This is a genomic window from Serratia sp. PGPR-27 (assembly GCF_022678525.1).
GTDB classification, from domain to species: domain Bacteria; phylum Pseudomonadota; class Gammaproteobacteria; order Enterobacterales; family Enterobacteriaceae; genus Serratia; species Serratia nematodiphila.
In genome coordinates, this window is sequence record NZ_JALBYS010000001.1 from 208,827 (window position 1) to 235,107 (window position 26,281).

Sequence of the window (26,281 nt, forward strand, 5' to 3'; positions counted from 1 at the left end):
AAGATTGAGGTAAGACGTGGCAAAAGCGGCAAAACGGGCATTTGTGTGCAATGAGTGCGGGGCGGACTATCCGCGTTGGCAGGGGCAGTGCAGCGCCTGTCATGCCTGGAACACCATCACGGAAGTGCGTTTGGCCGCGTCGCCCGCAGCGGCGCGCAACGATCGCCTCAGCGGCTATGCCGGCGACGCCGGCGTCAGCAAGGTGCAGAAGCTGTCGGAAATCAGCCTGGAGGCGCTGCCGCGCTTCACCACCGGCTTTCTCGAGTTCGACCGCGTGCTGGGCGGCGGCGTGGTGCCCGGCAGTGCGATTCTGATCGGCGGCAACCCCGGCGCCGGCAAGAGCACCCTGTTGCTGCAGGTGCTGTGCAAGCTGTCTGAACAGATGAAAACCCTGTACGTCACCGGTGAGGAGTCGCTGCAGCAGGTGGCGATGCGCGCTCACCGTCTGGGGCTGCCGACCGGCGGCCTGAACATGCTGTCGGAAACCAGCATCGAGCAGATCTGCCTGATCGCTGAGCAGGAACAGCCGAAGCTGATGGTGATCGACTCGATTCAGGTGATGCACATGGCGGACATTCAGTCTTCGCCGGGCAGCGTGGCGCAGGTGCGGGAAACCGCCGCCTACCTGACGCGCTTCGCCAAGACGCGCGGCGTGGCGATCGTGATGGTCGGCCACGTCACCAAAGACGGCTCGCTGGCCGGGCCAAAAGTGCTGGAACACTGTATCGACTGTTCGGTGCTGCTGGACGGCGACGCCGATTCCCGCTTCCGCACCCTGCGCAGCCACAAGAACCGCTTCGGCGCGGTCAACGAGCTGGGGGTGTTCGCCATGACCGAACAGGGGCTGCGCGAAGTCAGCAACCCGTCGGCGATCTTCCTCAGCCGCGGCGATGAAGTCACCTCCGGCAGCTCGGTGATGGTGGTGTGGGAAGGCACCCGGCCGCTGCTGGTGGAGATCCAGGCGCTGGTGGATCACTCGATGATGTCCAACCCGCGCCGCGTGGCGGTGGGCCTGGAGCAGAACCGGTTGGCGATCCTGCTGGCGGTGCTGCACCGGCACGGCGGGCTGCAGATGTCGGATCAGGACGTGTTCGTCAACGTGGTCGGCGGGGTGAAAGTCAGTGAGACCAGCGCCGATCTGGCGTTGCTGATGTCGCTGGTCTCGAGCCTGCGCGATCGGCCTCTGCCGAACGATCTGGTGGTGTTCGGCGAAGTGGGGCTGGCGGGGGAAATTCGCCCGGTGCCGAGCGGCCAGGAGCGGATCTCCGAAGCGGCCAAGCACGGCTTCAAGCGCGCCATCGTGCCGCACGGCAATATGCCGAAGAAGCCGCCGGCCAACATGCAGGTGTTCGGGGTCAAGAAGCTGGCGGACGCGCTGGACGTGCTGGAAGAGTTTTATTAATGTCGCCGACGGCGAGCAAGATATGCTATTTTGTTTAGCATACTAAACGGAGGTGGCCATGCCGCAATTTGATTACCTGAAGACGTCCATCAAGCAAAAAGGCTGCACGTTGCAGCAGGTGGCGGATGCCAGCGGCATGACCAAGGGCTATCTGAGCCAGCTGTTGAACGACAAGATCAAAAGCCCGAGCGCGCAAAAGCTCGAAGCGCTGCACCGTTTTCTCGGGCTGGAGTTCCCGCGTAAAGAGGTTAAAGTCGGCGTGGTGTTTGGTAAATTTTACCCGCTGCACACCGGCCACATCTATCTGATCCAGCGCGCCTGCAGCCAGGTGGATGAGCTGCACGTCATTTTGTGCCACGACGAGCCGCGTGACCGTGAGCTGTTCGAAAACAGTTCGATGTCGCAACAGCCGACGGTCAGCGATCGCCTGCGCTGGCTGCTGCAGACCTTCAAGTACCAGAAAAACATCCATATCCACTCGTTCGACGAGCAGGGCATCGAACCCTACCCGCACGGCTGGAACGTGTGGAGCGACGGCATGAAGGCCTTTATGGAACAGAAGGGTATCGTGCCGAGCTTCATCTATTCCAGCGAAGCGCAGGATGCGCCGCGCTACCGCGAGCATTTGGGCATCGAAACCATTTTGGTCGACCCCGAGCGTTCGTTCATGAACATCAGCGGCAATCAGATCCGTCAGGATCCGTTCCGCTACTGGGATTACATCCCGACCGAGGTGAAACCGTTCTTCGTGCGCACCGTGGCGATCCTCGGCGGCGAGTCGAGCGGCAAATCGACGCTGGTCAACAAGCTGGCCAACATCTTCAACACCACCAGCGCCTGGGAATATGGCCGCGATTACGTGTTCTCGCACCTGGGCGGCGACGAGATGGCGTTGCAGTACTCCGACTACGACAAAATTGCCCTCGGGCAGGCGCAATACGTGGATTTCGCGGTCAAGTACGCCAACAAGGTGGCGTTTATCGATACCGATTTCGTCACCACCCAGGCGTTTTGCAAAAAGTACGAAGGGCGTGAGCATCCCTTCGTGCAGGCGCTGATCGACGAATACCGCTTCGATCTGGTGATCCTGCTGGAAAACAACACGCCGTGGGTGGCGGACGGCCTGCGCAGTCTCGGCAGCACCGCCGATCGCCTGGCGTTCCAGCGCCTGCTGGAGGAGATGCTGCGCGCCAACAACATCGAGTACGTGCACGTTGAGTCCAGCGATTACGAAGAGCGCTTCCTGCGTTGTGTCGAGCTGGTGCAACAGCTGCTGGCGGCGGACGCTGGCCGGCTGGCGAATGCGCCCGCCCAGCGCCACGCCGCAGGCGGAAAAAAATTAGCGTAATGTGCGATCGCGCGGCAGAAACGGCCGCTCGGACGCACATTTAACGGTTTGTTTAAACATGGTTCATTCGGTAGCGACTAAGTTAAGATTTTCTTTACAATAACGCTCAGAAGAAGACATGTCTTATCGCTTACTTGCTCTCTGGTTGGTCTGCTATGCCGCAGCCTGGACGCTGCTGACGGTTCATCTTGATCCTACCCTGCCTTACGACGCCGTCGAGGCGCTCAACTGGGGCCTCAACGGCGAGTGGGGCTCACCGAAAAATCCTTGGTTGGTCGGTGCGGCGATGCAGCCGGCGATCTGGCTGTCGTGGCTGCCGCTAAACGTTTACTGGTACGGCGGGCACTTCATCGCCATCGCCATCGGCATGTTGGGCGTCTGGCTGCTGGCGCGACGCCTGAGCGGCAGCACTTCGCTGGCCTGGATGGCGCTGCTGACGCTCAATCTGTCCGGCATCATCAATTTCGACATCATTCCCTACAACGACAACTACCTGTTGGTGATGCTGTGGCCGTGGATGGCGCTGTTCTTCCACATGGCGATTTCCCGTTCGGCCAACTGGTGGCCGGCCTTCGCGTTGGCCGCCGGTCTGGCGATGATGGCCAAGTATTCGACCTTCGCCTTCGTCTATTTCGCCGCGCTGTCGACGCTGTTCGTGCCGCAGATCCGCCGCTGCTATCGCCAGCCGCAGTTCTATCTGGCGGTGGCGATCTGGTTGGCGCTGGTGCTGCCGAACGTATTCTGGCTGTGGAACCACGACTTCGCCGCCTTTAAGTGGGTGGATTCGCAAGTCAAGATGCAGCTCAATCTCGACATGCTGCAATCGCTGCTGCTGGTGTTCTATCCGTCGCTGGTGCTGTGGCTGATCCTGCGGCGCAGCGGGGCGGTGCTGGCCTGGCCGAAAGCGTTGCCGATGCGGGTGTTGCTGTGGGTCTACCTGTTGCCGCTCGGCATCATTACCTTCTGGTTCTCTTTCAACGTCGGCGGCCGGCTGACCGAATGGCTGCAGCCGTTCTTCATGCTGGCGCCTGCGCTGTTGGTCGGTTGCGTGCGCCAGCCGCCGGTGCGTTCGCTGCGCGCGGCGACCATTGGTCTGATGTGCGCGGCGCTGGCGGTCTATCTGGGGTATGCCGCGGTGATGCTGGGCAACGTGCGCAACGCCGGCCAGAAAATGGTGGGTATCAAGGCGTTCAGCGCCGAGGTGGAGCGGCAGTGGCAGGAGCGGTATGGCGTTGAACTGCGCTACGTCGGCGGCGAATACCTGTCGCAGTGGATGACGGTGTACGCCGGTTCCCGGCCGCGAACCATTACGCGTTGGTCCAATCATACGCGGCCGAATATCTACAACGTCAACATCAGCTATCCGCAGATTGCGCAGCACGGCGTTGCCCTGTTCGGGCGGTTGGGGGAGGACTGCGCGCGCAGCGACTTCGGCGGCGAGTTGGCCCACTGGCCGAAGATGCGCCTCGATTGGCAGCAGACGCTGACGTTCCGCGCCGATCCGCATAGCGACGAGCAGACGCTGTGCGTCGGTTTCGTTCGTCCGCAGTAACGGCGGCGCGCTGCGCCGCCGCGATTCAGGCTCAGTAAGCGATAACCAGCTTGCCTTGCATATGGCCGCCGAGCAGCTGTTGATGCGCGGCGGTCAGCGTGTCTACCGACAGCCCGTGCAGGGTTTCGCTCAGTGTGGTGCTCAGCTTGCCCTCGTCCAGCAGCTGCGCCACCTGCTGCAGGATCTTGCCCTGCTGCGCGATGTCCGGGGTGGTGAACATGCTGCGGGTGAACATGAATTCCCAGTGCAGCGCGGCGCTTTTCAGCTTCAGCGCGTTTTGGTCCAGCGGCTGCGCGTTTTCGACGATGGTGCAGATATGGCCGAGCGGCGCGATCAGTTCGGCCATCGCCGGCCAGTGGCCGTCGGTATCGTTCAGACACAGGATGTAATCCACCTGCTCGATGCCCTGCTGCGCCAGGTTGCCCTTCAGATCGCGGTAGTCCACCACCAGATCGGCGCCGCGCTCAAGGCACCAGGCGGCGGATTCCGGTCTTGATGCGGTGGCGATCACTTTCACCTTGCTGCGCAGCGCGGCCAGCGGAATGGCCAGCGAACCGACCCCGCCGGCGCCGCCGATGATCAGCAGCGTCTTGTGCTCCGGCGCGTCCTGAATGTTCAGGTGTTCGAACAGCGCCTCCCAGGCGGTGAGGGCGGTGAGCGGCATGGCGGCGGACTCGGCCCAGTTCAGGCTGCGCGGCTTGTGCGCGGCGATGCGTGAGTCGATCAGTTGGTGACTGCTGTTGCTGCCGGGGCGGGTGATGTCGCCGGCGTACCACACTTCATCGCCGGGCTTGAAGCCGCTGACGCCGTTGCCCACGTCCACCACGACGCCGCTGGCGTCCCAGCCGAGAATGCGCGGCTGCTGCAGGCCGTTTTTCTGCAGACCGGCGTGCACTTTGGTGTCCACCGGGTTGACCGACGCCGCTTTCACTTCCACCAGCAGATCGTACTGGCCGGGCACCGGCATCTCCGGTGAGATTTCGATGAAATCGGCGGGGTTCTGCGGGTCTACGGCAATGGCTTTTATCGACATGATTGTACTCCTTTCAAATGATGCCCCCAGTGTAGACCCGCGACAGTGGGGTGATAAGATGGACAATATCTAACGGAGTGTTCGTTTAAGGTGAACAATGGAATTCAAACAACTGCAGGACATGGCGTTGTTCGCGCTGGTGGCTGAGTGCGGCAGTTTTACCGCCGCCGCGCAGCGCGTTGGGTTGCCGAAATCCAGCGTCAGCCAGCGCATCAGCCAGCTCGAGCAGACGCTGGGGCTACGGCTGCTCAATCGCACCACGCGCCAGCTGAACCTGACCTTCGCCGGTGAGCGTTATCTGGAACATTGTCAGGTCATGATGTCTGCTGCCGAACGTGCCGATCTGGCATTGCAGCGGCTGCGCGATAACCCGAGCGGCCGCCTGCGCATCTCGACGCCCGCCGGGCTGGGGGCGACCCTGGTGGCGCGGCTGGCAGCGGATTTTCAGCGCCAGTACCCGGACGTTTCGCTGGAGGTGTCGGTGTCCGACGCGATGGTGGATCTGGTGCAGGAAGGTTTCGACGCCGCGCTGCGCACCGGCAAGCCGCAGGATTCTTCGCTGATCGGCCGCCGTCTCGGGTATGCGCCGCGCTATCTGTTGGCCGCACCGTCCTATTTGGCGCAGCACCCGCCGATCGAACATCCGCAGCAGCTGCAGCAGCATCGCTGTATCGCCCACCGCGCCTGGACGGCCTGGAACCTGCGCTGCGGCGATGACTACTACCGTTGGCAGCTGCCGCTGGCGCACACCACCGACAACCTGCTGTATGCGCGCGAATGCGCCATCGCCGGCGCGGGGATCACGCTGCTGCCGGCGTTTCTCAGCCGCGAGGTGGTGGCGCAGAAACTGTTGGTGGAGGTGCTGCCGGCGTGGCGCGCAGAAGGGAATGAGCTATATCTGGTCTACCCGAGCCGCAAGCTGAATTCCGCGGCGTTGGCCTGCTTCATCGATGTGGTGCTGCAGCATCCGGCGTTCGACGACTACGCGCGCGAGCTGGCGCGGGAGTAAAAAAAGGCGCCGCATGCGGCGCCTTTCGTATTACTTGGCGATCTTCTTGTACTTGATGCGGTGCGGCTCGAGCGCATCGGCGCCCAGCGTACGCTTCTTGTACTCTTCGTACTCGGTGAAGTTGCCTTCGAAGAATTCCACCTTGCCCTCGTCCTGGTAGTCCAGGATGTGGGTAGCGATACGGTCGAGGAACCAACGGTCGTGCGAGATCACCATGGCGCAGCCAGGGAATTCCAGCAGGGCGTTTTCCAGCGCGCGCAGGGTTTCGATATCCAGGTCGTTGGTCGGTTCATCGAGCAGCAGTACGTTGCCGCCAACCTGCAGCAGCTTGGCCAGATGCAGACGGCCACGCTCACCGCCGGACAGCTCGCCCACGCGTTTGCCCTGATCGACGCCCTTGAAGTTGAAGCGGCCGACATAGGCGCGGCTTGGCATCTCGGTGTTGCCGATGCGCATGATGTCCTGCCCGCCGGAGACTTCTTCCCACACGGTTTTCGAACCGTCCATGTTGTCGCGGAACTGATCGACGGACGCCAGCTTGACGGTATCGCCCAGCACAATGCTGCCGGAATCAGGCTGCTCCTGGCCGGACATCATGCGGAACAGCGTGGATTTACCCGCGCCGTTCGGGCCGATGATGCCGACGATCGCGCCTTTCGGCACCGAGAACGACAGGTCGTCGATCAACAGGCGGTCGCCATAGGACTTACGCAGGTTGCTGACTTCGACCACTTTATCGCCCAGGCGTGCGCCAGGCGGAATGAACAGCTCGTTGGTTTCGTTACGTTTCTGATATTCGGTGTTGTTCAGCTCTTCAAAGCGGGCCAGGCGGGCCTTGCCTTTGGACTGACGGCCTTTGGCGCCCTGACGCACCCACTCCAGCTCTTTCTCGATCGACTTGCGACGGGCGGCTTCGGCGGACGCTTCCTGTGCCAGACGCGCGTCTTTCTGCTCCAGCCAGGAGGAGTAGTTGCCTTCCCATGGAATGCCTTCACCGCGGTCAAGTTCGAGGATCCAGCCGGCCACGTTATCCAGGAAGTAACGGTCGTGGGTGATCGCTACCACGGTGCCTTCGAAATCGTGCAGGAAGCGTTCCAGCCAGGCCACGGACTCGGCGTCCAGGTGGTTGGTCGGTTCGTCCAGCAGCAGCATGTCCGGCTTTTCCAGCAGCAGGCGGCACAGCGCGACGCGGCGGCGTTCACCGCCGGACAGGTGGGCGATTTTGGCGTCCCAGTCCGGCAGGCGCAGCGCATCGGCGGCGCGTTCCAGCTGGGCGTTGAGGTTGTGACCGTCGTGCGCCTGAATGATCTCTTCCAGGCGACCCTGTTCGGCGGCCAGCTTGTCGAAGTCTGCGCCTTCTTCCGCGTACAGCGCGTACACTTCGTCCAGGCGCTTCAGCGCGCCGACCACTTCCGCCAGCGCTTCTTCCACCGACTCACGCACGGTGTGTTCGAGGTTAAGCTGCGGCTCCTGCGGCAGGTAACCGATCTTGATGCCCGGCTGCGGGCGCGCTTCCCCTTCGATATCGGTATCGATGCCGGCCATGATGCGCAGCAGGGTGGACTTACCGGCGCCGTTCAGGCCCAGCACGCCGATTTTGGCCCCAGGGAAGAAGCTCAGGGAGATGTTTTTCAAAATATGACGCTTCGGCGGTACCACCTTGCCGACGCGGTGCATGGTATAGACGTATTGAGCCACGTTGCTCTAAGCCTCTCTATATCAGTATTTATAGGATGTCTGGCGGCATGAGTGTAGCCCGTTTCGATCTCGGATCCCAGACATCGCTCAGCGATCGCTAAGTATAACCGTTTATGCGCCGATAAAGGCGCATATTGGTGGCTTATGGCGTGACGACGATCGCGACGCGGCGGTTTTCCGCACGGCCGCTGGAGGTGCGGTTATCGGCAACGGGATCGCGCTTGCCCATGCCGCGGGTTTCGATATTGGCGCGCGGAATGCCGACGCTGGCCAGCAGATCGGCCACCGCATCGGCGCGGCGCAGGGAGAGCTGATCGTTATAGCTGTCTTCACCGTAGTTGTCGGTATGGCCGTCCAGGCGGAACTTGGTGATGCCGACGCTCAGCAGCGCACGGCCCATCTTCTGTACCGTCTCGGTGCTTTCCGGGTTCAGTTTGCCGATGTTGTTGCCGAACAGCACCTTATCCGACAGGCCGAACTCCCAGCCGTTATCGGTCAGTTTGAAGCCCTGCGATTGCAACAGCGCGACCTGCTCGGGTGTCAGGCCCTGCGGTTTGCTCTGGCAGCCGGCGAGCGCCAGCAGAGCGACGAACATCATCGTCAGCAGTGAAAAACGGCCTTTAAAAAGTTGCTGTATCATAGTCAAAATCCCTAGTTCAAGTGTTATAGCCGGGGCTCTTATTTATGTATAGCCAGCCGCCAGCCTCCGTTATAACGATGCTTTGCCTGATACATCGCATCGTCAGCTTCGTGCAAAAGACCCTGAGGCGTCGACGCGTGATCAGGGTACAGCGCAATACCGATACTCAGAGAGGTGATGACCGCCTCGTCGTTCGGCAGAATGACCGGTTGCGTCATGCAGTCGATGATGTTGTCAGCGATCTGCAAGACATCTTCCGTGCTGTGTACCGGCGCCAGCAGCACGGCGAATTCATCCCCTCCCAGGCGGGCGACCAGATCGGTCTCGCGCAGCTGCGCGCGAATGCGCCCGGCAATGGTGGTCAGCACTGCATCGCCTGCGGCGTGGCCGTAACTGTCGTTCACCTCCTTGAAGCGATCGCCGTCGATAAACAGCACCGCCAATTTCGCCGGCGGTTCGATATCGCCCAGCGCGCGGCTCAGCCGCCCTTCGAAGAAGGCGCGGTTCGGCAAGCCGGTCAGGCTGTCGTGCGTCGCCCGGTGAGCCAGCGAGTCGTTCTCCTGCTTCAGATGGGCCTGCCAGGCCTCCAGCTCGTCGAGCAAGCCGTTGAAATCGTTGCTGAGCTCATGCAGCTCGGCGATAGGCGCTGACGGCACCCGCAGGCCGAAGGTACGATCGCGGCGCACCGCATGCGCCACGTTGGCGATGTCGTCCAGCGAACTGACGATGCCGACCAGCATGCGGCGCGACAGCACCAGGGCGCACAGGGTGCTGAGCACCAGGCAGGCGATCATGCCGACCATGCCGCGCAACAGGAAACGCAGCAGGCTGCCGCCGTTGCCGCTCAGCCAGACCTGGCCGACCTGCTTGCCCTCGTGGGTGATAGGCAGAATGACCGGTTCGGGCAGCGCCCAGTGCGCGACGATCTGCTCCAGGCCGTGCAGCGGCCCATCGGTAGGATGGCGCCAGTTGGCCAGCATCTTGCCGTTGTTGTCGAGGATCCGTGCGTCTGATACCTCTTCGTTGGAGGATATCAGCATCAGCGCCTCGCGCGCGGCGGTGCGGTCTTCAAACACCACGGCGGCCTCGACGGTATAGCTGATGGAGCGCGCGATCAGGTGCAGGTTGTGATTGGCATAGGCGCGCAGCGCAAACAGCGCCACCAGCGTCAAAAAGATGCCGGCGGTGCCGACGGCGATCAGCGCCAGCCCAAGATGCACCCGCTGCAGCACTCGGCCCAGCGTCGGGCGCGCATTGCCGGAGCGGTTTCTACGCAACAGCCTCATAGCGGCGGCGCCTGTTTGCGTGCCAGCTGCAACACGTTGGGGTGAACGCGCACGCCGCTGCGCGCCAGAGCGTCCAGGTTGACTTTGAAACTGGCCTGGTCCCCATCAATCTGCAGGCAAAATGCGCTGCCGGCGGAGCATTCGCTATCGTTCTCGCTGATGCTGAGAATGGAGTTGCCGGAAATACGCTGCATGAAATTTTGTCTCTGCGCGGCGGTGATGTTCCCTAAGTAGATGACATCACAGCCGGTACTCAGCGTTGGGCTATCGAACGGCACGCGCTCGGCTTTAATCGGACGCGGCGCGCTCAGCAGGATCGGATCAAACAGCCCTTCGGCATACTGGGTGGGTGCGGTCACGCACAAGCGGATCGGATTGGGTTCACGCGACCAGCGTGCGTAGCTGATGATGCCTACCACTACGGTCGTCACGGCGTGCGTGCGCTTTTGATAGGGATCAGCGGCGGCGTGCGCAGGCTCGGACAACGTCAGCAGCACCAACAAAACGATCAGCAGCAGGCGGCCGATATTCAGGCGTGCGTCAAGGAAGCCCGGTTCGGGGCTTTTTGCGCAACGCATCGCTATCGCGGTCTTATTCACCATCTTCACCCGCCATTCCGGCCTGATCCACTGCCCGCAGGCCGTGGCCTGACAAGGAAAAATCCGGCCCGCTTGAAGGGACAATCGTTTTGCTGAAAGCTGTCAGTCGCACTGCCTAATGAACACTATCTAACCCATAATTGGCGCGGATTGTATTATAAGATGTCTTCGTTGGGCGCTTTATGTGCTGTTTTCTCGGAATTATCTTACTTATTTTTGATAGTATAAAAATGCCCACCCGGGTTTGCCACCGCTTTTCTGCAAAGTTGGCGCGTTTAGCCCGCTGTCAGGCGATTTGCGCAACGGTGGCGCCATATAACAAATCAAATAATGTGATGACTAATAATTAAAAAGTATTTTACTTCTCCAATAAGCGCCGGGGCAGCTAATAAAAATCCGGTGGCTGGAAATATCCCGCCGGCCTGATTTGTCAGCCAAAGTAAACGTTTTTACCTGGCCCGCGTCATGGCGATACACTTCTTCTTCTACAGTATTGAATGGATAAGCGATTGCGCTGTCTATGGTAGATATCCGCGTCCGGGCCGTGCGCCCGGCTTTATTTTGTCCCGCGGCGCCGTGGTGCGGCGGTCACCGGGGGAGCTGGGCGGCTCCTGCGGTATAACCAGTGAGGAAAGAGCGAGGATGGTCAAGGTGGACAAGCGACGGCTGTTGGCAATGGGCCTGTGTCTGACGGCGTTTTCAGGCGCGGCGCTGGCGGATTCTCTGGATGCGCAACGTCAGCGTTACCAGCAGATCAAACAGGCGTGGGATGGCAATCAGATGGACGTGGTGGCGCAGCTGATGCCGACGCTGCGCGATTACCCGCTTTATCCTTACCTGGAATACCGCGAGCTGACACAGGATCTGAGCCAGGCGGGGTTCTCCGAGGTGAACGACTTTATCAAACGCCACCCGACGCTGCCGCCGGCGAAATCACTGGTGCCGCGCTTCGTCAATGAACTGGCGCGTCGCGAAGACTGGCGCACCCTGTTGGCTTTCAGCCCGCAGCCGCCCAAACCGGTGGCGGCGCGCTGCAACTATTACTACGCCAAATGGGCCACCGGCGATCAGCAGGCGGCCTGGAGCGGCGCTGACGAGCTGTGGCTGAACGGCAAAACGCTGCCGGGCGCCTGCGATCGGCTGTTCAGCGTCTGGCGCGGCGCAGGCAAGCAGACCCCGCTGGATATTCTGGCGCGCATGAAGCTGGCGCTGAAAGAGGGCAACAGCTCGCTGGTCAGCAACCTCTACAGCCAGCTGCCGGCCGATTATCAGACCATGGGCAACGCCCTGGTGCGCTTGCAAAACGATCCGACCACCGTGGAAGCCTTCGCCCGCAGCGTTGGGCCGACTGACTTTACCCGCGCCGCTACCGGCATCGCCTTTGAACGCCTGGCGCGGCAGGATGTGGAAAACGCGCGGGCGATGATCCCGACGCTCGCGCGGCTGCAGAAAATGAGCGACGACGAACGGCTGGGGTTGGAAGAGGCGGTGGCCTGGCGCCTGATGGGCAGCGACGCTACCTACGAGCAGGCGCAGTGGCGCGATCAGGTGATTCTGCGCAGCCGTTCGCCTTCGCTGTTGGAGCGCCGGGTGCGCATGGCGTTGGGCTATGGCGATCGGCAGGGCGTCGCGACCTGGCTGGCCCGCCTGCCGGAAGAGTCGCGCAACAAGGATGAGTGGCGCTACTGGCGCGCCAGTCAACTGATGGACGAAGGCAAACGCGCCGAAGGCGAGGAGATGTTGCGTAACCTGATGACCGAACGCGGCTTCTATCCGATGGTGGCGGCGCAGAAGCTGAACGCCACTTATCCGGTGATGGTGGCGGTGGCGGCCAAGCCGCGCACGTCGCTGGTCGACGGGCCGGAGGTCGCCCGGGTGCGCGAGCTGATGTACTGGAATATGGATAACCTGGCCCGCAGCGAGTGGGGCTCTTACGTCGCCAGCCGCAGCCGGCCGGAACAAGAAGCGCTGGCGCGCTACGCCTTTGAGCAAAAATGGGCCGATCTGAGCGTGCAGGCGACCATCGTCGGCAAGCTGTGGGATCATCTGGAGGAGCGCTTCCCGGTCGCCTGGCCGCAGGAGTTCCGCCGCGCGACCGATGACAAGGGGATCACCACCAGCTACGCGATGGCGATCGCGCGTCAGGAGAGCGCCTGGAATCCGAAAGCGCAGTCGCCGGTTGGCGCTACCGGCCTGATGCAGGTGATGCCGCGCACCGCGCAGCATACGGTGCAGATGTTCAATATTCCCGGTTACGTCGGCCCGAGCCAGCTGTTCGATCCACAGACTAACATCACCATCGGCACCAGCTATCTGGAGTCGGTCTATCAGCAGTTCGGCCGCAACCGCATTCTGTCGAGTGCCGCCTATAACGCCGGCCCGTCGCGGGTGAACACCTGGCTGGGCAACAGCGCGGGGCGGATCGATCCGGTGGCGTTCATCGAAAGCATTCCGTTCTCTGAAACCCGCGGCTACGTCAAGAATGTGTTGGCCTATGATGCGTTTTACCGCTATCTGACGCACCGGCCGGCCAAGGTGCTGACCGACGCCGAGTGGCAGAGACGTTATTGATTTTGACGACCCTATGGTATGCTGCTGTACTAGTTAAATAGTATGGTGGCTGCCATGACGCAATTATCATTAAACGACCCCGCTCTTTCAGAACAAGGCAATGAGGATTGGCTGCGCTTCGTCGCGCTGCTGCAGAATTCGTTTGCGCAAGAACTGCATCAACCGCTGCTGCAGCTGATGCTGACGCCGGACGAGCGCACCGCGCTGGGCACCCGGGTACGGATCATTCAGGAATTGATGCGCGGCGAGATGAGCCAGCGCGAGCTGAAAAATGAACTGGGCGCGGGGATCGCCACCATCACCCGCGGTTCAAACAGCCTGAAAGCGGCGTCGCCCGCGCTGAAACAGTGGCTTGAGCAGCAGCTGCTGCACGATGCGCCCTAGCAGGCTCTGCGCTATTGCTGATAGATGTCGTTGTGGAACGGCACCAGCGCCAGCAGCAACGCTTGATGGTAAACGCTGGTGCGGCTCAGCCGGCCGTCGGTGAAGACGCCGATGGCGCCGCCCTGACGCTTCACCTCGGCGTTACCGGTGATCGCCGCCATTTCGCTGCCCAATTCGCGACCGGCGCGAATACCTTGTAAGATGACCTCCGGCAGCATCAGGCTCGCCGAGCGGGATTCACCGCGGATGTGCGGGTTCTCTATGGTCATCCAGGCGAAGGTCATATTCTCTTCAATCCCGGCTTCCACGCCGACCCAAAAATCGGCCTCGGGCCTGACCTGGCGCGCTTCCATCACGCGTTGACGCGAGCCGGTGCGAGTTTCGTGATTGCCTATCGGCTGCAGCGAGACACCGCTGGCGACGTCAACGGATTCAATGCGGTATTGGCCTGCGCCAAAGACGTCATCGAAGGCCAGTTGAATAGCCTTGATCTTTGCCGGGTTGGTAGTTGCAGCGACAACATGGTACATAACGGGTTTGATATCCTTCTGGCCGATACGCCGGGCAGCGGCAAAAGCGCCACCGGGCCGGGGATAAATGCAAATTTCACGCAGTATAACGGAAAACAAAAATGTTACAGGTATACCTCGTTCGCCATGGCGAAACGGAATGGAACGCGGCTCGCCGCATCCAGGGTCAGTCCGACAGCCCGTTAACCGCCATGGGTGAACACCAGGCCCGTCTGGTCGCCAGGCGCGTCAGCAAAGAAGGCATTACGCACATCATTACCAGCGATCTGGGGCGCACGCGCCGCACCGCACAGATCATCGCCAACGCCTGTGGCTGCGAAGTGATTAGCGATCCGCGTTTGCGTGAGCTGCACATGGGGGTTCTGGAAGAACGCCTGATCGACGGTTTGACGCCGCAGGAAGAGCAGTGGCGCAAACAGATGGTCGATGGTACTCCTGACGGCCGAATCCCTCAAGGCGAATCCATGGAGGAGCTGGGCGAGCGCATGCGCGCCGCGCTGGAGAGTTGCCTGATGCTGCCTGAAGGCAGCAAGCCGCTGCTCGTCAGTCATGGTATCGCGTTGGGGTGTTTGATCAGTACGGTGCTGGGGCTGCCGGCCTATGCGGAACGCCGCCTGCGCTTGCGCAACTGCTCACTGTCGCGCGTCGATCACCAGCAGAGCCCGTGGCTGGCTTCCGGCTGGATCGTGGAAACGGCGGGCGATGTCACGCATCTGGACATGCCCGCGTTGGACGAACTGCAGCGTTAACGCCGAATCGGGATCAGGTAATCGCACTTGATCTCGATAGGTGCCTGATGCGGACGGCGCTCGCCTTTCGGATAGAAGCGCTCGATGTCGTGCCCTTTGCGGCGCGTCAGCTGGAGCGCCGGCAGGCAGGTGCCGTAGACCGTCAGAATAAAGTCTTGCAGTCCCTCGGTGGGCCCTTCGTAGCTGAACATCGCAAACTCACCGCCCGGCAACACCAGCGGCTGGCCTTCCTGTACCTTGTCAGGCACCTGATCCGGCTCCAGCGCTGTGGTGTACAGCACTTCCTGTTCGTCGTCCTTCTCCTGGCTCGGTCGCGAGTGATGCAGCCCGTACAACACCGGCGGCAGGGTTTCGACGTCACCGAGGAACTGACGCCAGAACTGTGAGCGCAGTTCGGTGCGCACGGTGGTGATCTGTTCCAGCGTACAGGAGTAGCTTTGGGTCAGGCCGACCAGCTGCTTGTCCGGCAGCGAGACGAATTCCGGCTGCGGCAAGGTGAAGGCTCCCAGACGGATCGGCGGACAGATGCCGAATGCATTCCAGTCTTCGGCGCGGCGGTACAGCGCCGGCGTTTGCGCAAACTGTTTTTTGAAGGCGCGGGTGAAGGTCTGCTGCGAGTCGAAGCGATATTGCAGGGCGATATCCAAAATCGGCCGGCTGGTCAAACGCAGCGCGACGGCGGCTTTGGACAGCCTCCTTGCCCGGATGTAAGCACCGATGGCGTTACCGGTAATATCTTTGAACATCCGTTGCAGATGCCATTTGGAGTAGCCTGCCTTGGCCGCCACGTTATCCAGCGACAAGGGTTGGTCCAAATGGCTTTCCAGCCAGCTAAGCAGATCACGAATGATACCGGCTTGATCCATAGATCTTCCTCGTAAAGCTTGGGGGTAGGAACCCGAACTGTTGATTCGTCACGCTGGTGCTGCGCTATCAGACCGATCCATGAGCCATTATGCGTTGCACTCTTTGCCTCTGCCGCGCATGCCGCGCCAGAGTTGGATTGGGGTACACCGTAGTGGGCGCAAAGAAATAACGACGCCGCATCATAGCAATTTTTTTACTCCGCGACTCTCAAAGATTTTTGTCACGCTCTGTGCTAAAACGGACGGTGCGGACCCGTAAAAAACCGATTCCGTGAGCTTAGACATAAATAATGGCGACCGCCGAATCTATTTTTGCGGCAAGGTTATACCGGAGTTAAGTAAATGAAAAAAAGCTGGATATTTTTATTCGGTTTGGTTTGCGCAACCGTTGGCAGCGCGCAGGCGGAGCAGGTGGGCTCCGTTGATACGGTGTTTAAATTGTTGGGGCCGGACCACAAAATCGTGGTGGAAGCGTTCGACGATCCGGATGTTAAAAATGTAACTTGTTATATCAGCCGCGCCAAAACCGGCGGCATCAAAGGCGGCCTGGGGCTGGCGGAAGACACCGCCGACGCGGCCATTTCCTGCCAGCAGGTGGGGCCTATCGAGCTGAGCGACAAGATCAAAAACGGCAAGGCGGAAGGCGATGTGGTGTTCCAGAAACGCACCTCGCTGGTGTTCAAGAAGTTGCAGGTGGTGCGCTTCTATGACGCCAAGCGCAATTCGTTGATTTACCTTAGCTATTCCGACAAGGTGATCGACGGTTCGCCGAAGAACGCGTTGAGCGCGGTGCCGATCATGCCGTGGGCTGAGACGAAATAAAAAAACGGGGTTCAGCATGCTGAACCCCGTTTTCATGACGGCAGGCCGGAATTACTCTTCCAGATCGCCGCAGAAGCGGTAGCCTTCGCCGTGAATGGTGGCGATGATTTCCGGCGTATCCGGCGTCGATTCGAAGTGTTTGCGAATGCGACGGATGGTGACGTCCACGGTGCGGTCATGCGGCTTCAGCTCGCGGCCGGTCATTTTCTTCAGCAGTTCGCCGCGCGACTGGATCTTGCCCGGGTTTTCGCAGAAGTGCAGCATGGCGCGGAATTCGCTGCGCGGCAGCTTGTACTGTTCGCCGGCCGGGCTGATCAAAGAGCGGCTGTTGATGTCCAGCTCCCACCCGTTGAACTTGTAGCTCTCGACCAGACGGCGCTCTTCGCCGAGGCTGCCCAGGTTCATGGTGCGCGACAGCAGGTTGCGCGCGCGGATGGTCAGCTCACGCGGGTTGAACGGCTTGGTGATGTAATCGTCGGCGCCGATTTCCAGGCCGAGGATTTTGTCCACTTCGTTATCGCGACCGGTCAGGAACATCAAGGCGACGCTGGCCTGTTCACGCAGTTCGCGCGCCAACAGCAGGCCGTTTTTGCCTGGCAGGTTGATGTCCATGATGACCAGATTGATATCATTTTCAGACAGGATATTGTGCATCTCTGCACCATCATTGGCTTCATGAACAATGTAGCCTTCCGCCTCGAAAATGCTCTTCAGGGTGTTACGAGTGACTAACTCGTCTTCGACAATCAGAATGTGCGGGGTCTGCATATTTGCTACCTAAAATTGCCAACAAAATAGAAAATCGGAAGTACAGAAGTCTTTGTTTTCTTAGAGGAGGGCAGAGATAGCGCCACGTTCCCTCTCAGCAAATGACTAAAGTACGTAAACTCGTTCTTGATGCACTTTCCATCTCATGTCAACAAGATCGCTAGCCTGGTGGGGATGCTGTTCCCTACAACCCCTTGGGTGCCGAAACGGCGCATATCCTAACCCCATTAACAGCAATATAACAGCGCGTGCCGAATTCATCACCCAACAAAACTACGCTTTGTTGACATATATCAAATTCAATTGTAGCACGTTAACAGATTTGTGAAAAACACTTACAGAAATGCCAGTTTAAGTCACAGAACCTCAAATTCTGTGAACGATTCAGCATTATCCGGCCCGATAGGATACAATTATTCGCTTATTGATCATCGCGTTGTTTTAACTTATTGATAAATAAACACAGTAAAACATAAGCGCGAATAATGACTATTACGATGGGTTTATTAGCTCAACGAGCCGTTTAATCTTGTTTGTTGCTATTAACGCGTTTATTGTTACGTAATTGTAAATATAAGCGGGCGCTGCGCCATCGTCAAAAACGCAGGCCCGCCTTCGGTGGAAGAGTGATGCAGCTTCATATTGTTTTAGTGGCTCCGGCGCGGCCGGAAAATGTCGGCGCGGCGGCGCGCGCGATGAAAACCATGGGCTTCACGTCGTTGCGCATCGTCGACAGCGAGGCGCACCTGCAGCCGGCGGCGCGCTGGGTGGCGCACGGTGCCGGCGAGATCCTCGACGGCGTGCAAACGTTCGCCACGCTGGAACAGGCGCTGGCGGGCGTGGATTTTACCGTCGCCACCACCGCCCGCAGCCGCGCGCGCTTTCACTACTACTGTACGCCGCCCGAACTGCTGGAACAGCTGAGCGAGCGTAAGCAGTGGGTCGGCCAGGCCGCGCTGGTGTTCGGCCGCGAAGATTCCGGCTTGACCAACGAAGAGCTGGCGTTGGCGGACTTGCTGACCGGCGTGCCGATGCAGGCGGACTATCCGTCGCTTAACCTGGGCCAGGCGGTGATGGTGTACTGCTATCAGCTGGCTAGCCTGATGGGTGTCAATACGCCACAGGAAACGGCGGCGTCGGAAGGGCAGCTTAAGGCGCTGCGCCGCCGCGCCGATGCCTTGTTGAGCGCGTTGGAGGTCGGCGATGACCAAAAATTGCGCGACTGGCTGCACCAGCGCCTCGGCGCGCTGCAACAGCGAGATACGGCGATGCTGCATACGCTGCTGCACGACATCGAAAAAAAACTCGCCAAGTGATAGCGGCTCCATCAGACGGTTACCCAGCGTGATCCACTAGTAAATCGGCTTTAAGTTGTTTTTTTGTTCTGTCATTTTGCTTTTCACCTGTTGCATCGCGCATTACCGCCGCTGAACGGAAAATAAGCAAAAAAAAGAAATAGTTTGACTTGGGATAGCGATTGCTTTAACCAATAGAGGGGACAGAGTATTTCATGAGACAGACAGACAACATGCGCAACATCAGCCTGAAAACCACAATTATTACCACCACCGATACCACAGGTAACGGGGCGGGCTGACGCGCACAGGAAACACAGAAAAAAGCCCGCACCTAATCAGTGCGGGCTTTTTTTTCGGCTTAAATTCGGAGAGATCACACATGCGAGTGCTGAAATTTGGCGGAACCTCGGTGGCGAATGCAGAACGTTTTCTGCGCGTCGCCGACATCATGGAGAGTAATGCGCGTCAAGGGCAGGTAGCCACGGTCTTGTCCGCCCCCGCAAAGATCACCAACCATCTGGTGGCAATGATCGACAAAACGGTGGCGGGCCAGGACATTCTGCCGAATATCAGCGACGCCGAGCGGATCTTTGCCGACCTGCTGAGCGGGCTGGCGCAGGCGCTGCCGGGCTTTGAATACGATCGTTTGAAAGGCGTGGTCGATCAGGAATTCGCGCAGCTCAAACAGGTGCTGCACGGCGTCTCGCTGCTGGGGCAGTGCCCGGACAGCGTGAACGCGGCGATCATCTGCCGCGGCGAAAAACTCTCCATCGCCATCATGGAAGGGGTGTTCCGCGCCAAGGGCTACCCGGTCACGGTGATCAACCCGGTGGAGAAACTGCTGGCGCAGGGCCACTACCTGGAGTCTACCGTGGATATCGCCGAGTCCACGCTGCGCATCGCCGCCGCGGCGATCCCGGCCGACCACATCGTGCTGATGGCCGGTTTCACCGCCGGTAACGACAAGGGGGAGCTGGTGGTGCTGGGCCGCAACGGCTCCGACTATTCCGCCGCGGTGCTGGCCGCCTGCCTGCGCGCCGACTGTTGCGAAATCTGGACCGACGTCGACGGCGTGTATACCTGCGATCCGCGCACCGTGCCGGACGCCAGGCTGCTGAAATCGATGTCGTACCAGGAGGCGATGGAGCTTTCCTATTTCGGCGCCAAAGTGCTGCACCCTCGCACCATCACGCCGATTGCCCAATTCCAAATCCCTTGCCTGATAAAAAACACCTCCAACCCGCAGGCTCCCGGCACGCTGATCGGCAAAGACAGCACCGATGCCGATATGCCGGTGAAAGGCATCACCAACCTGAATAATATGGCGATGATCAACGTCTCCGGCCCGGGCATGAAAGGCATGGTCGGCATGGCTGCGCGGGTGTTCGCCGTGATGTCGCGCGCCGGCATTTCGGTAGTGTTGATCACCCAATCCTCTTCCGAATACAGCATCAGCTTCTGTGTGCCGCAGGGCGAACTGCAGCGCGCCCGCCGCGCGCTGGAGGAGGAGTTCTATCTGGAATTGAAAGATGGCGTGCTGGATCCGCTGGACGTCATGGAGCGCCTGGCGATCATCTCGGTAGTCGGCGACGGCATGCGCACCCTGCGTGGCATTTCAGCGCGCTTCTTCTCCGCGCTGGCGCGCGCCAACATCAATATCGTCGCCATCGCCCAGGGCTCTTCCGAGCGTTCAATCTCGGTGGTGGTCAGCAATGATTCCGCCACCACCGGCGTGCGCGTCAGCCACCAGATGCTGTTCAACACCGATCAGGTGATCGAAGTGTTCGTCATCGGCGTCGGCGGCGTCGGCGGGGCGCTGATCGAACAGATCTACCGCCAGCAGCCGTGGCTGAAGCAAAAACATATCGATCTGCGGGTGTGCGGCATCGCCAACTCGCGCGTGATGCTGACCAACGTGCACGGCATCGCGCTGGACAGCTGGCGGGACGAGCTGGCCGGCGCGCAGGAGCCGTTCAATCTCGGCCGCCTGATCCGGCTGGTGAAGGAGTATCACCTGCTGAACCCGGTGATCGTCGACTGTACCTCCAGCCAGGCGGTGGCCGATCAGTATGTGGACTTCCTGGCGGACGGCTTCCATGTGGTAACGCCGAACAAAAAGGCCAACACCTCGTCGATGAACTATTATCAGCAACTGCGCGCCGCCGCCGCCGGTTCGCACCGCAAGTTCCTCTACGACACCAACGTCGGCGCCGGTCTGCCGGTGATCGAGAACCTGCAAAACCTGCTGAACGCCGGCGATGAGCTGGTGCGTTTCTCCGGCATCCTGTCCGGTTCGCTGTCCTTTATTTTTGGCAAGCTGGACGAAGGGCTGTCGCTGTCGGCGGCGACTCTGCAGGCCAGAGCCAATGGCTACACCGAGCCGGATCCGCGCGACGATCTGTCCGGTATGGACGTGGCGCGCAAGCTGCTGATCCTGGCGCGCGAAGCCGGTTACAAGCTGGAGCTGAGCGATATCGAGGTCGAGCCGGTGCTGCCGCCGTCCTTCGACGCGTCGGGCGACGTGGAGCATTTCCTGGCGCGGCTGCCGGAACTGGATAAAGAGTTCGCGCGCAACGTGGCCAATGCCGCCGAGCAAGGCAAGGTGCTGCGCTATGTCGGCCTGATCGACGAAGGGCGCTGTAAGGTGCGCATCGAGGCGGTGGACGGCAACGATCCGTTGTATAAAGTGAAGAACGGCGAGAACGCGCTGGCCTTCTACAGCCGTTATTATCAGCCGCTGCCGCTGGTGCTGCGCGGCTACGGCGCCGGTAACGATGTGACCGCAGCGGGCGTGTTCGCCGATCTGCTGCGCACACTGTCATGGAAGTTGGGAGTTTAATATGGTTAAGGTGTATGCACCGGCCTCGATCGGTAACGTCAGCGTCGGTTTTGATGTGCTGGGCGCGGCGGTTTCGCCGATCGACGGCACGCTGCTGGGCGACTGTGTCAGCGTGGAAGCCGCCGAGACGTTCAGTCTGCAAAACGCCGGGCGCTTCGTCAGCAAGCTGCCGGCCGAGCCGAAAGAGAACATCGTTTATCAATGCTGGGAGCGTTTCTGCCAGGAGATCGGCCGCGAAGTGCCGGTGGCGATGCGGCTGGAAAAGAACATGCCGATCGGGTCGGGGCTGGGCTCCAGCGCTTGTTCGGTGGTGGCCGGGCTGATGGCGATGAACGAATTTTGCGATCGGCCGCTGGATAAGACGACGCTGCTCGGTCTGATGGGCGAGCTGGAAGGCCGCATTTCCGGCAGCGTGCATTACGACAACGTGGCGCCCTGCTATCTGGGCGGCCTGCAGCTGATGCTGGAAGAAGAAGGCATTATCAGCCAGGAAGTGCCGTGCTTTGACGATTGGCTGTGGGTGATGGCCTATCCGGGCATCAAAGTGTCCACCGCCGAAGCGCGCGCCATTTTACCCGCGCAGTACCGCCGCCAGGATTGCATCAGCCACGGCCGTTATCTGGCTGGCTTTATTCACGCCTGCCACACCCGGCAGCCGCAGCTGGCCGCCAAATTAATGCAGGACGTGATCGCCGAGCCGTACCGCACCCGGCTGCTGCCGGGCTTCGCCGAAGCGCGCAAGGCGGCGCAGGAGATCGGCGCGCTGGCCTGCGGCATCTCCGGCTCCGGCCCGACGCTGTTCGCCGTCTGCAACGACGGCGCCACCGCGCAACGCATGGCCGCCTGGCTGCAACAACACTATCTGCAAAACGACGAAGGTTTTGTTCATATTTGCCGTCTGGATACCGCAGGCGCTCGACTACTGGGATAACGCATGAAACTGTACAACCTTAAGGATCACAACGAGCAGGTCAGCTTCGCGCAGGCGATCAAACAAGGCCTGGGCAAGCAGCAGGGGCTGTTCTTCCCGCTGGAGCTGCCGGCGTTCGAACTGACCGAAATCGACCAACTGCTGGAGCAGGACTTTGTCACCCGCAGCAGCCGCATTCTGTCGGCCTTTATCGGCGAAGAGGTGCCGGAAGCAGCGTTGAAGAAACGCGTACAGGCCGCTTTTGAGTTCCCGGCGCCGGTGGCGAAAGTGACGGAAGACGTCTCCTGCCTGGAGCTGTTCCACGGCCCGACGCTGGCGTTCAAAGACTTTGGCGGCCGCTTTATGGCACAGATGCTGGCGGAAGTGGCCGGTGATCAGCCGGTGACCATTTTGACCGCCACCTCCGGCGACACCGGCGCCGCGGTGGCGCATGCCTTCTACGGCCTGAAAAACGTACGGGTGGTGATCCTGTATCCACAGGGCAAAATCAGCCCGCTGCAGGAAAAGCTGTTCTGCACCCTGGGCGGCAACATCCACACCGTGGCGATCGACGGCGACTTCGACGCCTGTCAGGCGCTGGTGAAGCAGGCGTTCGACGATCAGGAATTGAAAGACGCGCTGCACCTGAACTCGGCCAACTCGATCAACATCAGTCGCTTGCTGGCGCAGATCTGCTACTACTTCGAGGCGGTGGCGCAGCTGCCGCAGGAAGCGCGCAATCAGCTGGTGATTTCGGTGCCGAGCGGCAACTTCGGCGATCTGACCGCCGGGTTGCTGGCCAAATCGCTGGGCCTGCCGGTGAAGCGCTTCATCGCCGCCACCAACGCCAACGACACCGTGCCGCGCTTCCTGACCAGCGGCCAGTGGCAGCCGCACGCCACGGTCGCGACGCTGTCCAACGCCATGGACGTCAGCCAGCCAAACAACTGGCCGCGCGTGGAAGAGCTGTTCCGTCGCAAGGTCTGGCAGTTGAAAGAGCTGGGTCACGCGGCGGTCAGCGACGAGACCACCAAAGACACGATGCGTGAGCTGGCCGAGCTGGGCTATATCTCCGAACCGCACGCGGCCATCGCCTACCGCGCGCTGCGCGATCAGCTGCAGGAAGGGGAGTTCGGTCTGTTCCTCGGCACCGCGCATCCGGCCAAGTTTAAAGAGAGTGTGGAAGCTATCCTCGGCCAGGAACTGCCGTTGCCGAAAGCGCTGGCGTTGCGGGCCGATCTGCCGCTGCTGTCGCACACGCTGCCGGCCAGTTTCGGCGAGCTGCGCACGTTCCTGATGGGGCTGCCGGCCTGAAGTTCGGCAGGGTAAAATGCGAAAAGCCGTCTTGCGACGGCTTTTTTTATGCTTGTTCCGGGCGTTTGAACACCAGCTCGTTGCCCTGCGAGGCGGCTTCGTCGAAGGCGTAGCCTTCCAGGTTGAAGTCCGCCAGCTGCTCGCTGCGCGTCAGGCGGTTTTTGATGATAAAGCGGCTCATCAACCCGCGCGCTTTCTTGGCGTAGAAGCTGATGACCTTGAACTTGCCGTTCTTCTCGTCGAGGAACACCGGTTTGATCAGCGAACCGTGCAACTTGGCCGGTTTCACCGCTTTGAAATATTCGTCGGAGGCCAGGTTGACCACCACGTCGTCGCCCTGTTGCTCCAGCGCTTCGTTGAGCTTTTGGGTGATCTGATCGCCCCAGAAGCTGTACAGATCTTTGCCCTTCGGGTTTTCCAGCTTGATGCCCATCTCCAGCCGGTACGGCATCATCAGATCGAGCGGCCGCAGCACGCCATACAGGCCGGACAGCATGCGCAAATGCTGCTGGGCGAAGTCGAAATCGGCTTCGTTGAAATCCTGCGCCTGCAGGCCGGTATAAACATCGCCCTTGAACGCCAGCAACGCCTGGCGGGCATTGTCCAGGGTAAATTTCGGCTGCCATTCGCTAAAGCGCGCGGCGTTGAGCCCGGCCAGCTTGTCGCTGATGCTCATCAGGCTGGCGATTTGCGCCGGCGTCAGCGCGCGGCAAATTTTGATAAGCCGCTGAGATTTGTCCAGCAGTTCGGGCTGCGTGAAGCGTTCTGTCGCCAGCGGGCTTTCGTAATCGAGCGTTTTTGCAGGGGAAATAATAACGAGCATGGCCAGATCCTGTTTATCCAAGTGCGCATACTGTAGCAAAAAGCGCGGAAAAAAGGGGCAATCGGTCCAATAGGCGGGGCGTGCATCGCACACGCCCCGGAATACTCAGCGCGGCGGCTGCTTGTCGTCCCACACGCCCGGCTCCAGTTGCGATTTCAGCTCTGGGTAGCGGTTGGCATCGAAGGTCGGCAGTTTGCCCAGGCGGCGCTGGCGATGGTAATCGTCGGCCAGCTTCAGCGCCACCCGCGACAGCAGCAGGATCGCCGTCAGGTTGGTGATCGCCATCAGCGCCATGGAGGTATCCGCCATTTTCCACACCAGCGGCAGCTCCGCCAGCGCGCCGAACATCACCATGCCCAGCGCCACGCAGCGGAAAATCAGCAGGCCGCCCGGATGATTGTGTTCGAGGAACACCAGGTTGCTCTCGGCATAGGCGTAGTTGGCGATGATCGAGGTAAAGGCGAAGAAGAAGATGGCGATAGCGACGAACGGCGTGCCCCAACTGCCGACGGCGGTCGACAGCGCGCGCTGGGTCAGATCGATGCCGCTGATGCTGTCGGTCGGCTGATCGAGAATGCCGGAGGAGAGGATGATCGCCGCGGTGGCGCTGCAGATGACGATGGTGTCGATAAATACCCCGAGCATCTGCACGTAGCCCTGCGAAGCGGGATGCGGCGGATAAGGCGAGGCGGACGCCGCCGCGTTGGGCGCCGAACCCATGCCGGCTTCGTTGGAGAACAGGCCGCGCTGTACGCCCTGGGTCATCGCCTGGGAGATGCCGTAACCGACGGCGCCGGCCGCGGCTTCCTGCAGGCCGAAGGCGCTTTTGAAGATCAGCGCCAGGATCGCCGGCATGTGTTCGATGTTATGGCCAATCACCCAGAGGGCCAGCAACAGGTAGGCACTGGCCATCAGCGGCACCACCAGTTCGGCCACTTTGGCGATGGAACGGATGCCGCCGAAGATCACCACGCCGCTCAGCAGCACCAGACCGATGCCGACGTGCAGCGGCTGTAAGTGGAAGGCGACGGCGGAAGCTTGCGCGATGGAGTTGGCCTGCACGGCGTTGAACACCAGACCGAACGCGATGATCAGGAAGATCGAGAACAGCACGCCCATCCAGCGCATGCCAAGGCCTTTTTCCATGTAATAGGCCGGGCCGCCACGGTAGTTGCCGTTATCGTCTTTGGTTTTATAGAGCTGAGCCAGCGAGCTTTCCACAAATGAGGTGGCCATGCCGATAAACGCCACCACCCACATCCAGAAGATGGCGCCGGGGCCGCCGGCGGTCAGGGCGATGGCGACGCCGGTCAGGTTGCCGGTGCCGACGCGCGCTGCCAGCGTGGTGCACAGCGCCTGGAAAGAGGAGATGCCGGCGCTGTCGCTTTTATTGCTGTTTTTCAACACCGAGAACATGTGGCTGAAGTGGCGGAGCTGGATAAAGCGGGTGCGCAGCGTGAAGTAAATGCCGGTGCCGAGCAGCAGATAAATCAGCACCGACCCCCACAAAATGTTGTTTATAAAATTCATCAGGTCCGTCAATGGATCCCTCCTCTTATCGAAATTTAATGCGCACCTTGCAGCATCCACCGCAGGTGAAAAACATTGGCCTATTTTTTACAAGAGCTTAGCTGGAATCTGTCCGGCGTCAGTCGATTAAGATTTTTCGCAGATTAGCGGACGAATTGCATCAATTTTTTCGAATTTAACATAATTTATTCGGACAATAGCACGTTATTGCCTTTCCATCCGCTCGGTAATGGCGAAAGATATCGGCGTAAACGGTTGCTCGCCCAAGGATAAAACAGATGCTTGTGCGCCGCGGTTTTCCAGCCTTGCA

At 60.4% G+C, this 26,281-nt stretch carries 23 protein-coding genes and 1 other annotated feature; of the genes, 13 read left to right on the forward strand and 10 right to left on the reverse strand.

Annotated elements, in window-relative coordinates; translation table 11 throughout:
* Positions 1–16: 16 nt before the first annotated feature.
* The 3 genes from radA to MMS95_RS01060 all read left to right on the forward strand — a co-directional run bounded on the left by radA (position 17) and on the right by MMS95_RS01060 (position 4,302).
* Positions 17–1,402, forward strand: a complete 1,386-nt coding sequence (gene radA / locus MMS95_RS01050) for a DNA repair protein RadA (protein ID WP_025159617.1) — start codon at positions 17–19, stop codon at positions 1,400–1,402.
* A gap of 58 nt (positions 1,403–1,460) precedes the next feature.
* Entirely contained in the window at positions 1,461–2,750 is a 1,290-nt protein-coding gene (nadR, locus tag MMS95_RS01055; protein WP_216474081.1) for a multifunctional transcriptional regulator/nicotinamide-nucleotide adenylyltransferase/ribosylnicotinamide kinase NadR, read from the forward strand.
* 118 nt (positions 2,751–2,868) lie between these two features.
* Positions 2,869–4,302 (forward strand): glycosyltransferase family 39 protein, encoded by a 1,434-nt coding sequence (locus tag MMS95_RS01060; protein ID WP_242141320.1) that lies wholly within the window; start codon positions 2,869–2,871, stop codon positions 4,300–4,302.
* Positions 4,303–4,333: 31 nt separating this feature from the next.
* On the opposite strand, the gene MMS95_RS01065 is transcribed toward MMS95_RS01060, so the two are convergent.
* The gene (locus tag MMS95_RS01065) at positions 4,334–5,335 is read right to left on the reverse strand and encodes a zinc-binding alcohol dehydrogenase family protein (protein ID WP_082997238.1); all 1,002 of its coding nucleotides are present in this window, start codon (positions 5,333–5,335) and stop codon (positions 4,334–4,336) included.
* A 97-nt stretch (positions 5,336–5,432) separates the two neighbouring features.
* Here MMS95_RS01065 and MMS95_RS01070 point away from each other — a divergent pair, with 97 nt between their 5' ends.
* Entirely contained in the window at positions 5,433–6,344 is a 912-nt protein-coding gene (locus MMS95_RS01070) for a LysR family transcriptional regulator (protein ID WP_015376599.1), read from the forward strand.
* A gap of 30 nt (positions 6,345–6,374) precedes the next feature.
* On the opposite strand, the gene ettA is transcribed toward MMS95_RS01070, so the two are convergent.
* The 4 genes from ettA to MMS95_RS01090 all read right to left on the reverse strand — a co-directional run bounded on the left by ettA (position 6,375) and on the right by MMS95_RS01090 (position 10,570).
* On the reverse strand, positions 6,375–8,042 hold the full coding sequence (gene ettA / locus MMS95_RS01075) for an energy-dependent translational throttle protein EttA (RefSeq protein WP_015376600.1): 1,668 nt from the start codon (positions 8,040–8,042) through the stop codon (positions 6,375–6,377).
* A gap of 142 nt (positions 8,043–8,184) precedes the next feature.
* Positions 8,185–8,682 carry an OmpA family protein gene (locus tag MMS95_RS01080; RefSeq protein ID WP_015376601.1) on the reverse strand — a complete coding sequence of 166 codons (498 nt, stop codon included), beginning with the start codon at positions 8,680–8,682 and terminating at the stop codon, positions 8,185–8,187.
* A gap of 38 nt (positions 8,683–8,720) precedes the next feature.
* On the reverse strand, positions 8,721–9,968 hold the full coding sequence (locus tag MMS95_RS01085) for a diguanylate cyclase (protein ID WP_033631750.1): 1,248 nt from the start codon (positions 9,966–9,968) through the stop codon (positions 8,721–8,723).
* Positions 9,965–10,570: a YfiR family protein gene (locus tag MMS95_RS01090; RefSeq protein ID WP_015376603.1), complete on the reverse strand. Its 606-nt coding sequence runs from the start codon at positions 10,568–10,570 to the stop codon at positions 9,965–9,967. Before MMS95_RS01090 ends, MMS95_RS01085 begins: the two co-directional genes overlap by 4 nt.
* A 639-nt stretch (positions 10,571–11,209) precedes the next feature.
* Here MMS95_RS01090 and sltY point away from each other — a divergent pair.
* A complete protein-coding gene (gene sltY, locus MMS95_RS01095; RefSeq protein ID WP_156866090.1) occupies positions 11,210–13,138 on the forward strand; it encodes a murein transglycosylase in 1,929 nt (642 codons plus the stop codon).
* Positions 13,139–13,192: 54 nt separating this feature from the next.
* On the forward strand, positions 13,193–13,522 hold the full coding sequence (gene trpR / locus MMS95_RS01100; protein WP_016929152.1) for a trp operon repressor: 330 nt from the start codon (positions 13,193–13,195) through the stop codon (positions 13,520–13,522).
* Between the two features lie 11 nt (positions 13,523–13,533).
* On the opposite strand, the gene yjjX is transcribed toward trpR, so the two are convergent.
* Positions 13,534–14,052 carry an inosine/xanthosine triphosphatase gene (yjjX, locus tag MMS95_RS01105; RefSeq protein ID WP_082997240.1) on the reverse strand — a complete coding sequence of 173 codons (519 nt, stop codon included), beginning with the start codon at positions 14,050–14,052 and terminating at the stop codon, positions 13,534–13,536.
* Between the two features lie 101 nt (positions 14,053–14,153).
* On the opposite strand from yjjX, the gene gpmB reads away from it, so the two are divergent.
* Positions 14,154–14,801, forward strand: a complete 648-nt coding sequence (gene gpmB / locus MMS95_RS01110; RefSeq protein WP_156866089.1) for a 2,3-diphosphoglycerate-dependent phosphoglycerate mutase GpmB — start codon at positions 14,154–14,156, stop codon at positions 14,799–14,801.
* Here the strand turns inward: gpmB and robA are convergent.
* Positions 14,798–15,667, reverse strand: a complete 870-nt coding sequence (gene robA / locus MMS95_RS01115; RefSeq protein WP_015376605.1) for an MDR efflux pump AcrAB transcriptional activator RobA — start codon at positions 15,665–15,667, stop codon at positions 14,798–14,800. The genes gpmB and robA overlap by 4 nt on opposite strands.
* A gap of 342 nt (positions 15,668–16,009) precedes the next feature.
* On the opposite strand from robA, the gene creA reads away from it, so the two are divergent.
* On the forward strand, positions 16,010–16,489 hold the full coding sequence (gene creA / locus MMS95_RS01120; RefSeq protein ID WP_004933005.1) for a protein CreA: 480 nt from the start codon (positions 16,010–16,012) through the stop codon (positions 16,487–16,489).
* A 51-nt stretch (positions 16,490–16,540) separates the two neighbouring features.
* Here creA and arcA read toward each other — a convergent pair whose 3' ends face one another.
* Positions 16,541–17,257 carry a two-component system response regulator ArcA gene (arcA, locus tag MMS95_RS01125; protein ID WP_004933003.1) on the reverse strand — a complete coding sequence of 239 codons (717 nt, stop codon included), beginning with the start codon at positions 17,255–17,257 and terminating at the stop codon, positions 16,541–16,543.
* 629 nt (positions 17,258–17,886) lie between these two features.
* On the opposite strand from arcA, the gene MMS95_RS01130 reads away from it, so the two are divergent.
* The 5 genes from MMS95_RS01130 (at position 17,887) to thrC (ending at position 23,618) form a co-directional block, all read left to right on the forward strand.
* Positions 17,887–18,573 carry a tRNA/rRNA methyltransferase gene (locus MMS95_RS01130; protein WP_033631753.1) on the forward strand — a complete coding sequence of 229 codons (687 nt, stop codon included), beginning with the start codon at positions 17,887–17,889 and terminating at the stop codon, positions 18,571–18,573.
* 212 nt (positions 18,574–18,785) lie between these two features.
* Positions 18,786–18,854 (forward strand): thr operon leader peptide, encoded by a 69-nt coding sequence (gene thrL / locus MMS95_RS01135; RefSeq protein ID WP_086581142.1) that lies wholly within the window; start codon positions 18,786–18,788, stop codon positions 18,852–18,854.
* Positions 18,793–18,910: a sequence feature (Thr leader region), on the forward strand. It overlaps the preceding gene by 62 nt.
* Positions 18,911–18,934: 24 nt before the next feature.
* Positions 18,935–21,394 (forward strand): bifunctional aspartate kinase/homoserine dehydrogenase I, encoded by a 2,460-nt coding sequence (thrA, locus tag MMS95_RS01140; protein ID WP_004932996.1) that lies wholly within the window; start codon positions 18,935–18,937, stop codon positions 21,392–21,394.
* Position 21,395: 1 nt separating this feature from the next.
* On the forward strand, positions 21,396–22,325 hold the full coding sequence (gene thrB / locus MMS95_RS01145) for a homoserine kinase (RefSeq protein WP_004932993.1): 930 nt from the start codon (positions 21,396–21,398) through the stop codon (positions 22,323–22,325).
* Between the two features lie 3 nt (positions 22,326–22,328).
* On the forward strand, positions 22,329–23,618 hold the full coding sequence (gene thrC, locus MMS95_RS01150; RefSeq protein WP_049277389.1) for a threonine synthase: 1,290 nt from the start codon (positions 22,329–22,331) through the stop codon (positions 23,616–23,618).
* Between the two features lie 46 nt (positions 23,619–23,664).
* On the opposite strand, the gene yaaA is transcribed toward thrC, so the two are convergent.
* Positions 23,665–24,441 (reverse strand): peroxide stress protein YaaA, encoded by a 777-nt coding sequence (gene yaaA, locus MMS95_RS01155; protein ID WP_033631756.1) that lies wholly within the window; start codon positions 24,439–24,441, stop codon positions 23,665–23,667.
* 105 nt (positions 24,442–24,546) lie between these two features.
* On the reverse strand, positions 24,547–25,983 hold the full coding sequence (locus tag MMS95_RS01160; protein ID WP_242141321.1) for a sodium:alanine symporter family protein: 1,437 nt from the start codon (positions 25,981–25,983) through the stop codon (positions 24,547–24,549).
* Positions 25,984–26,281 lie beyond the last annotated feature (298 nt).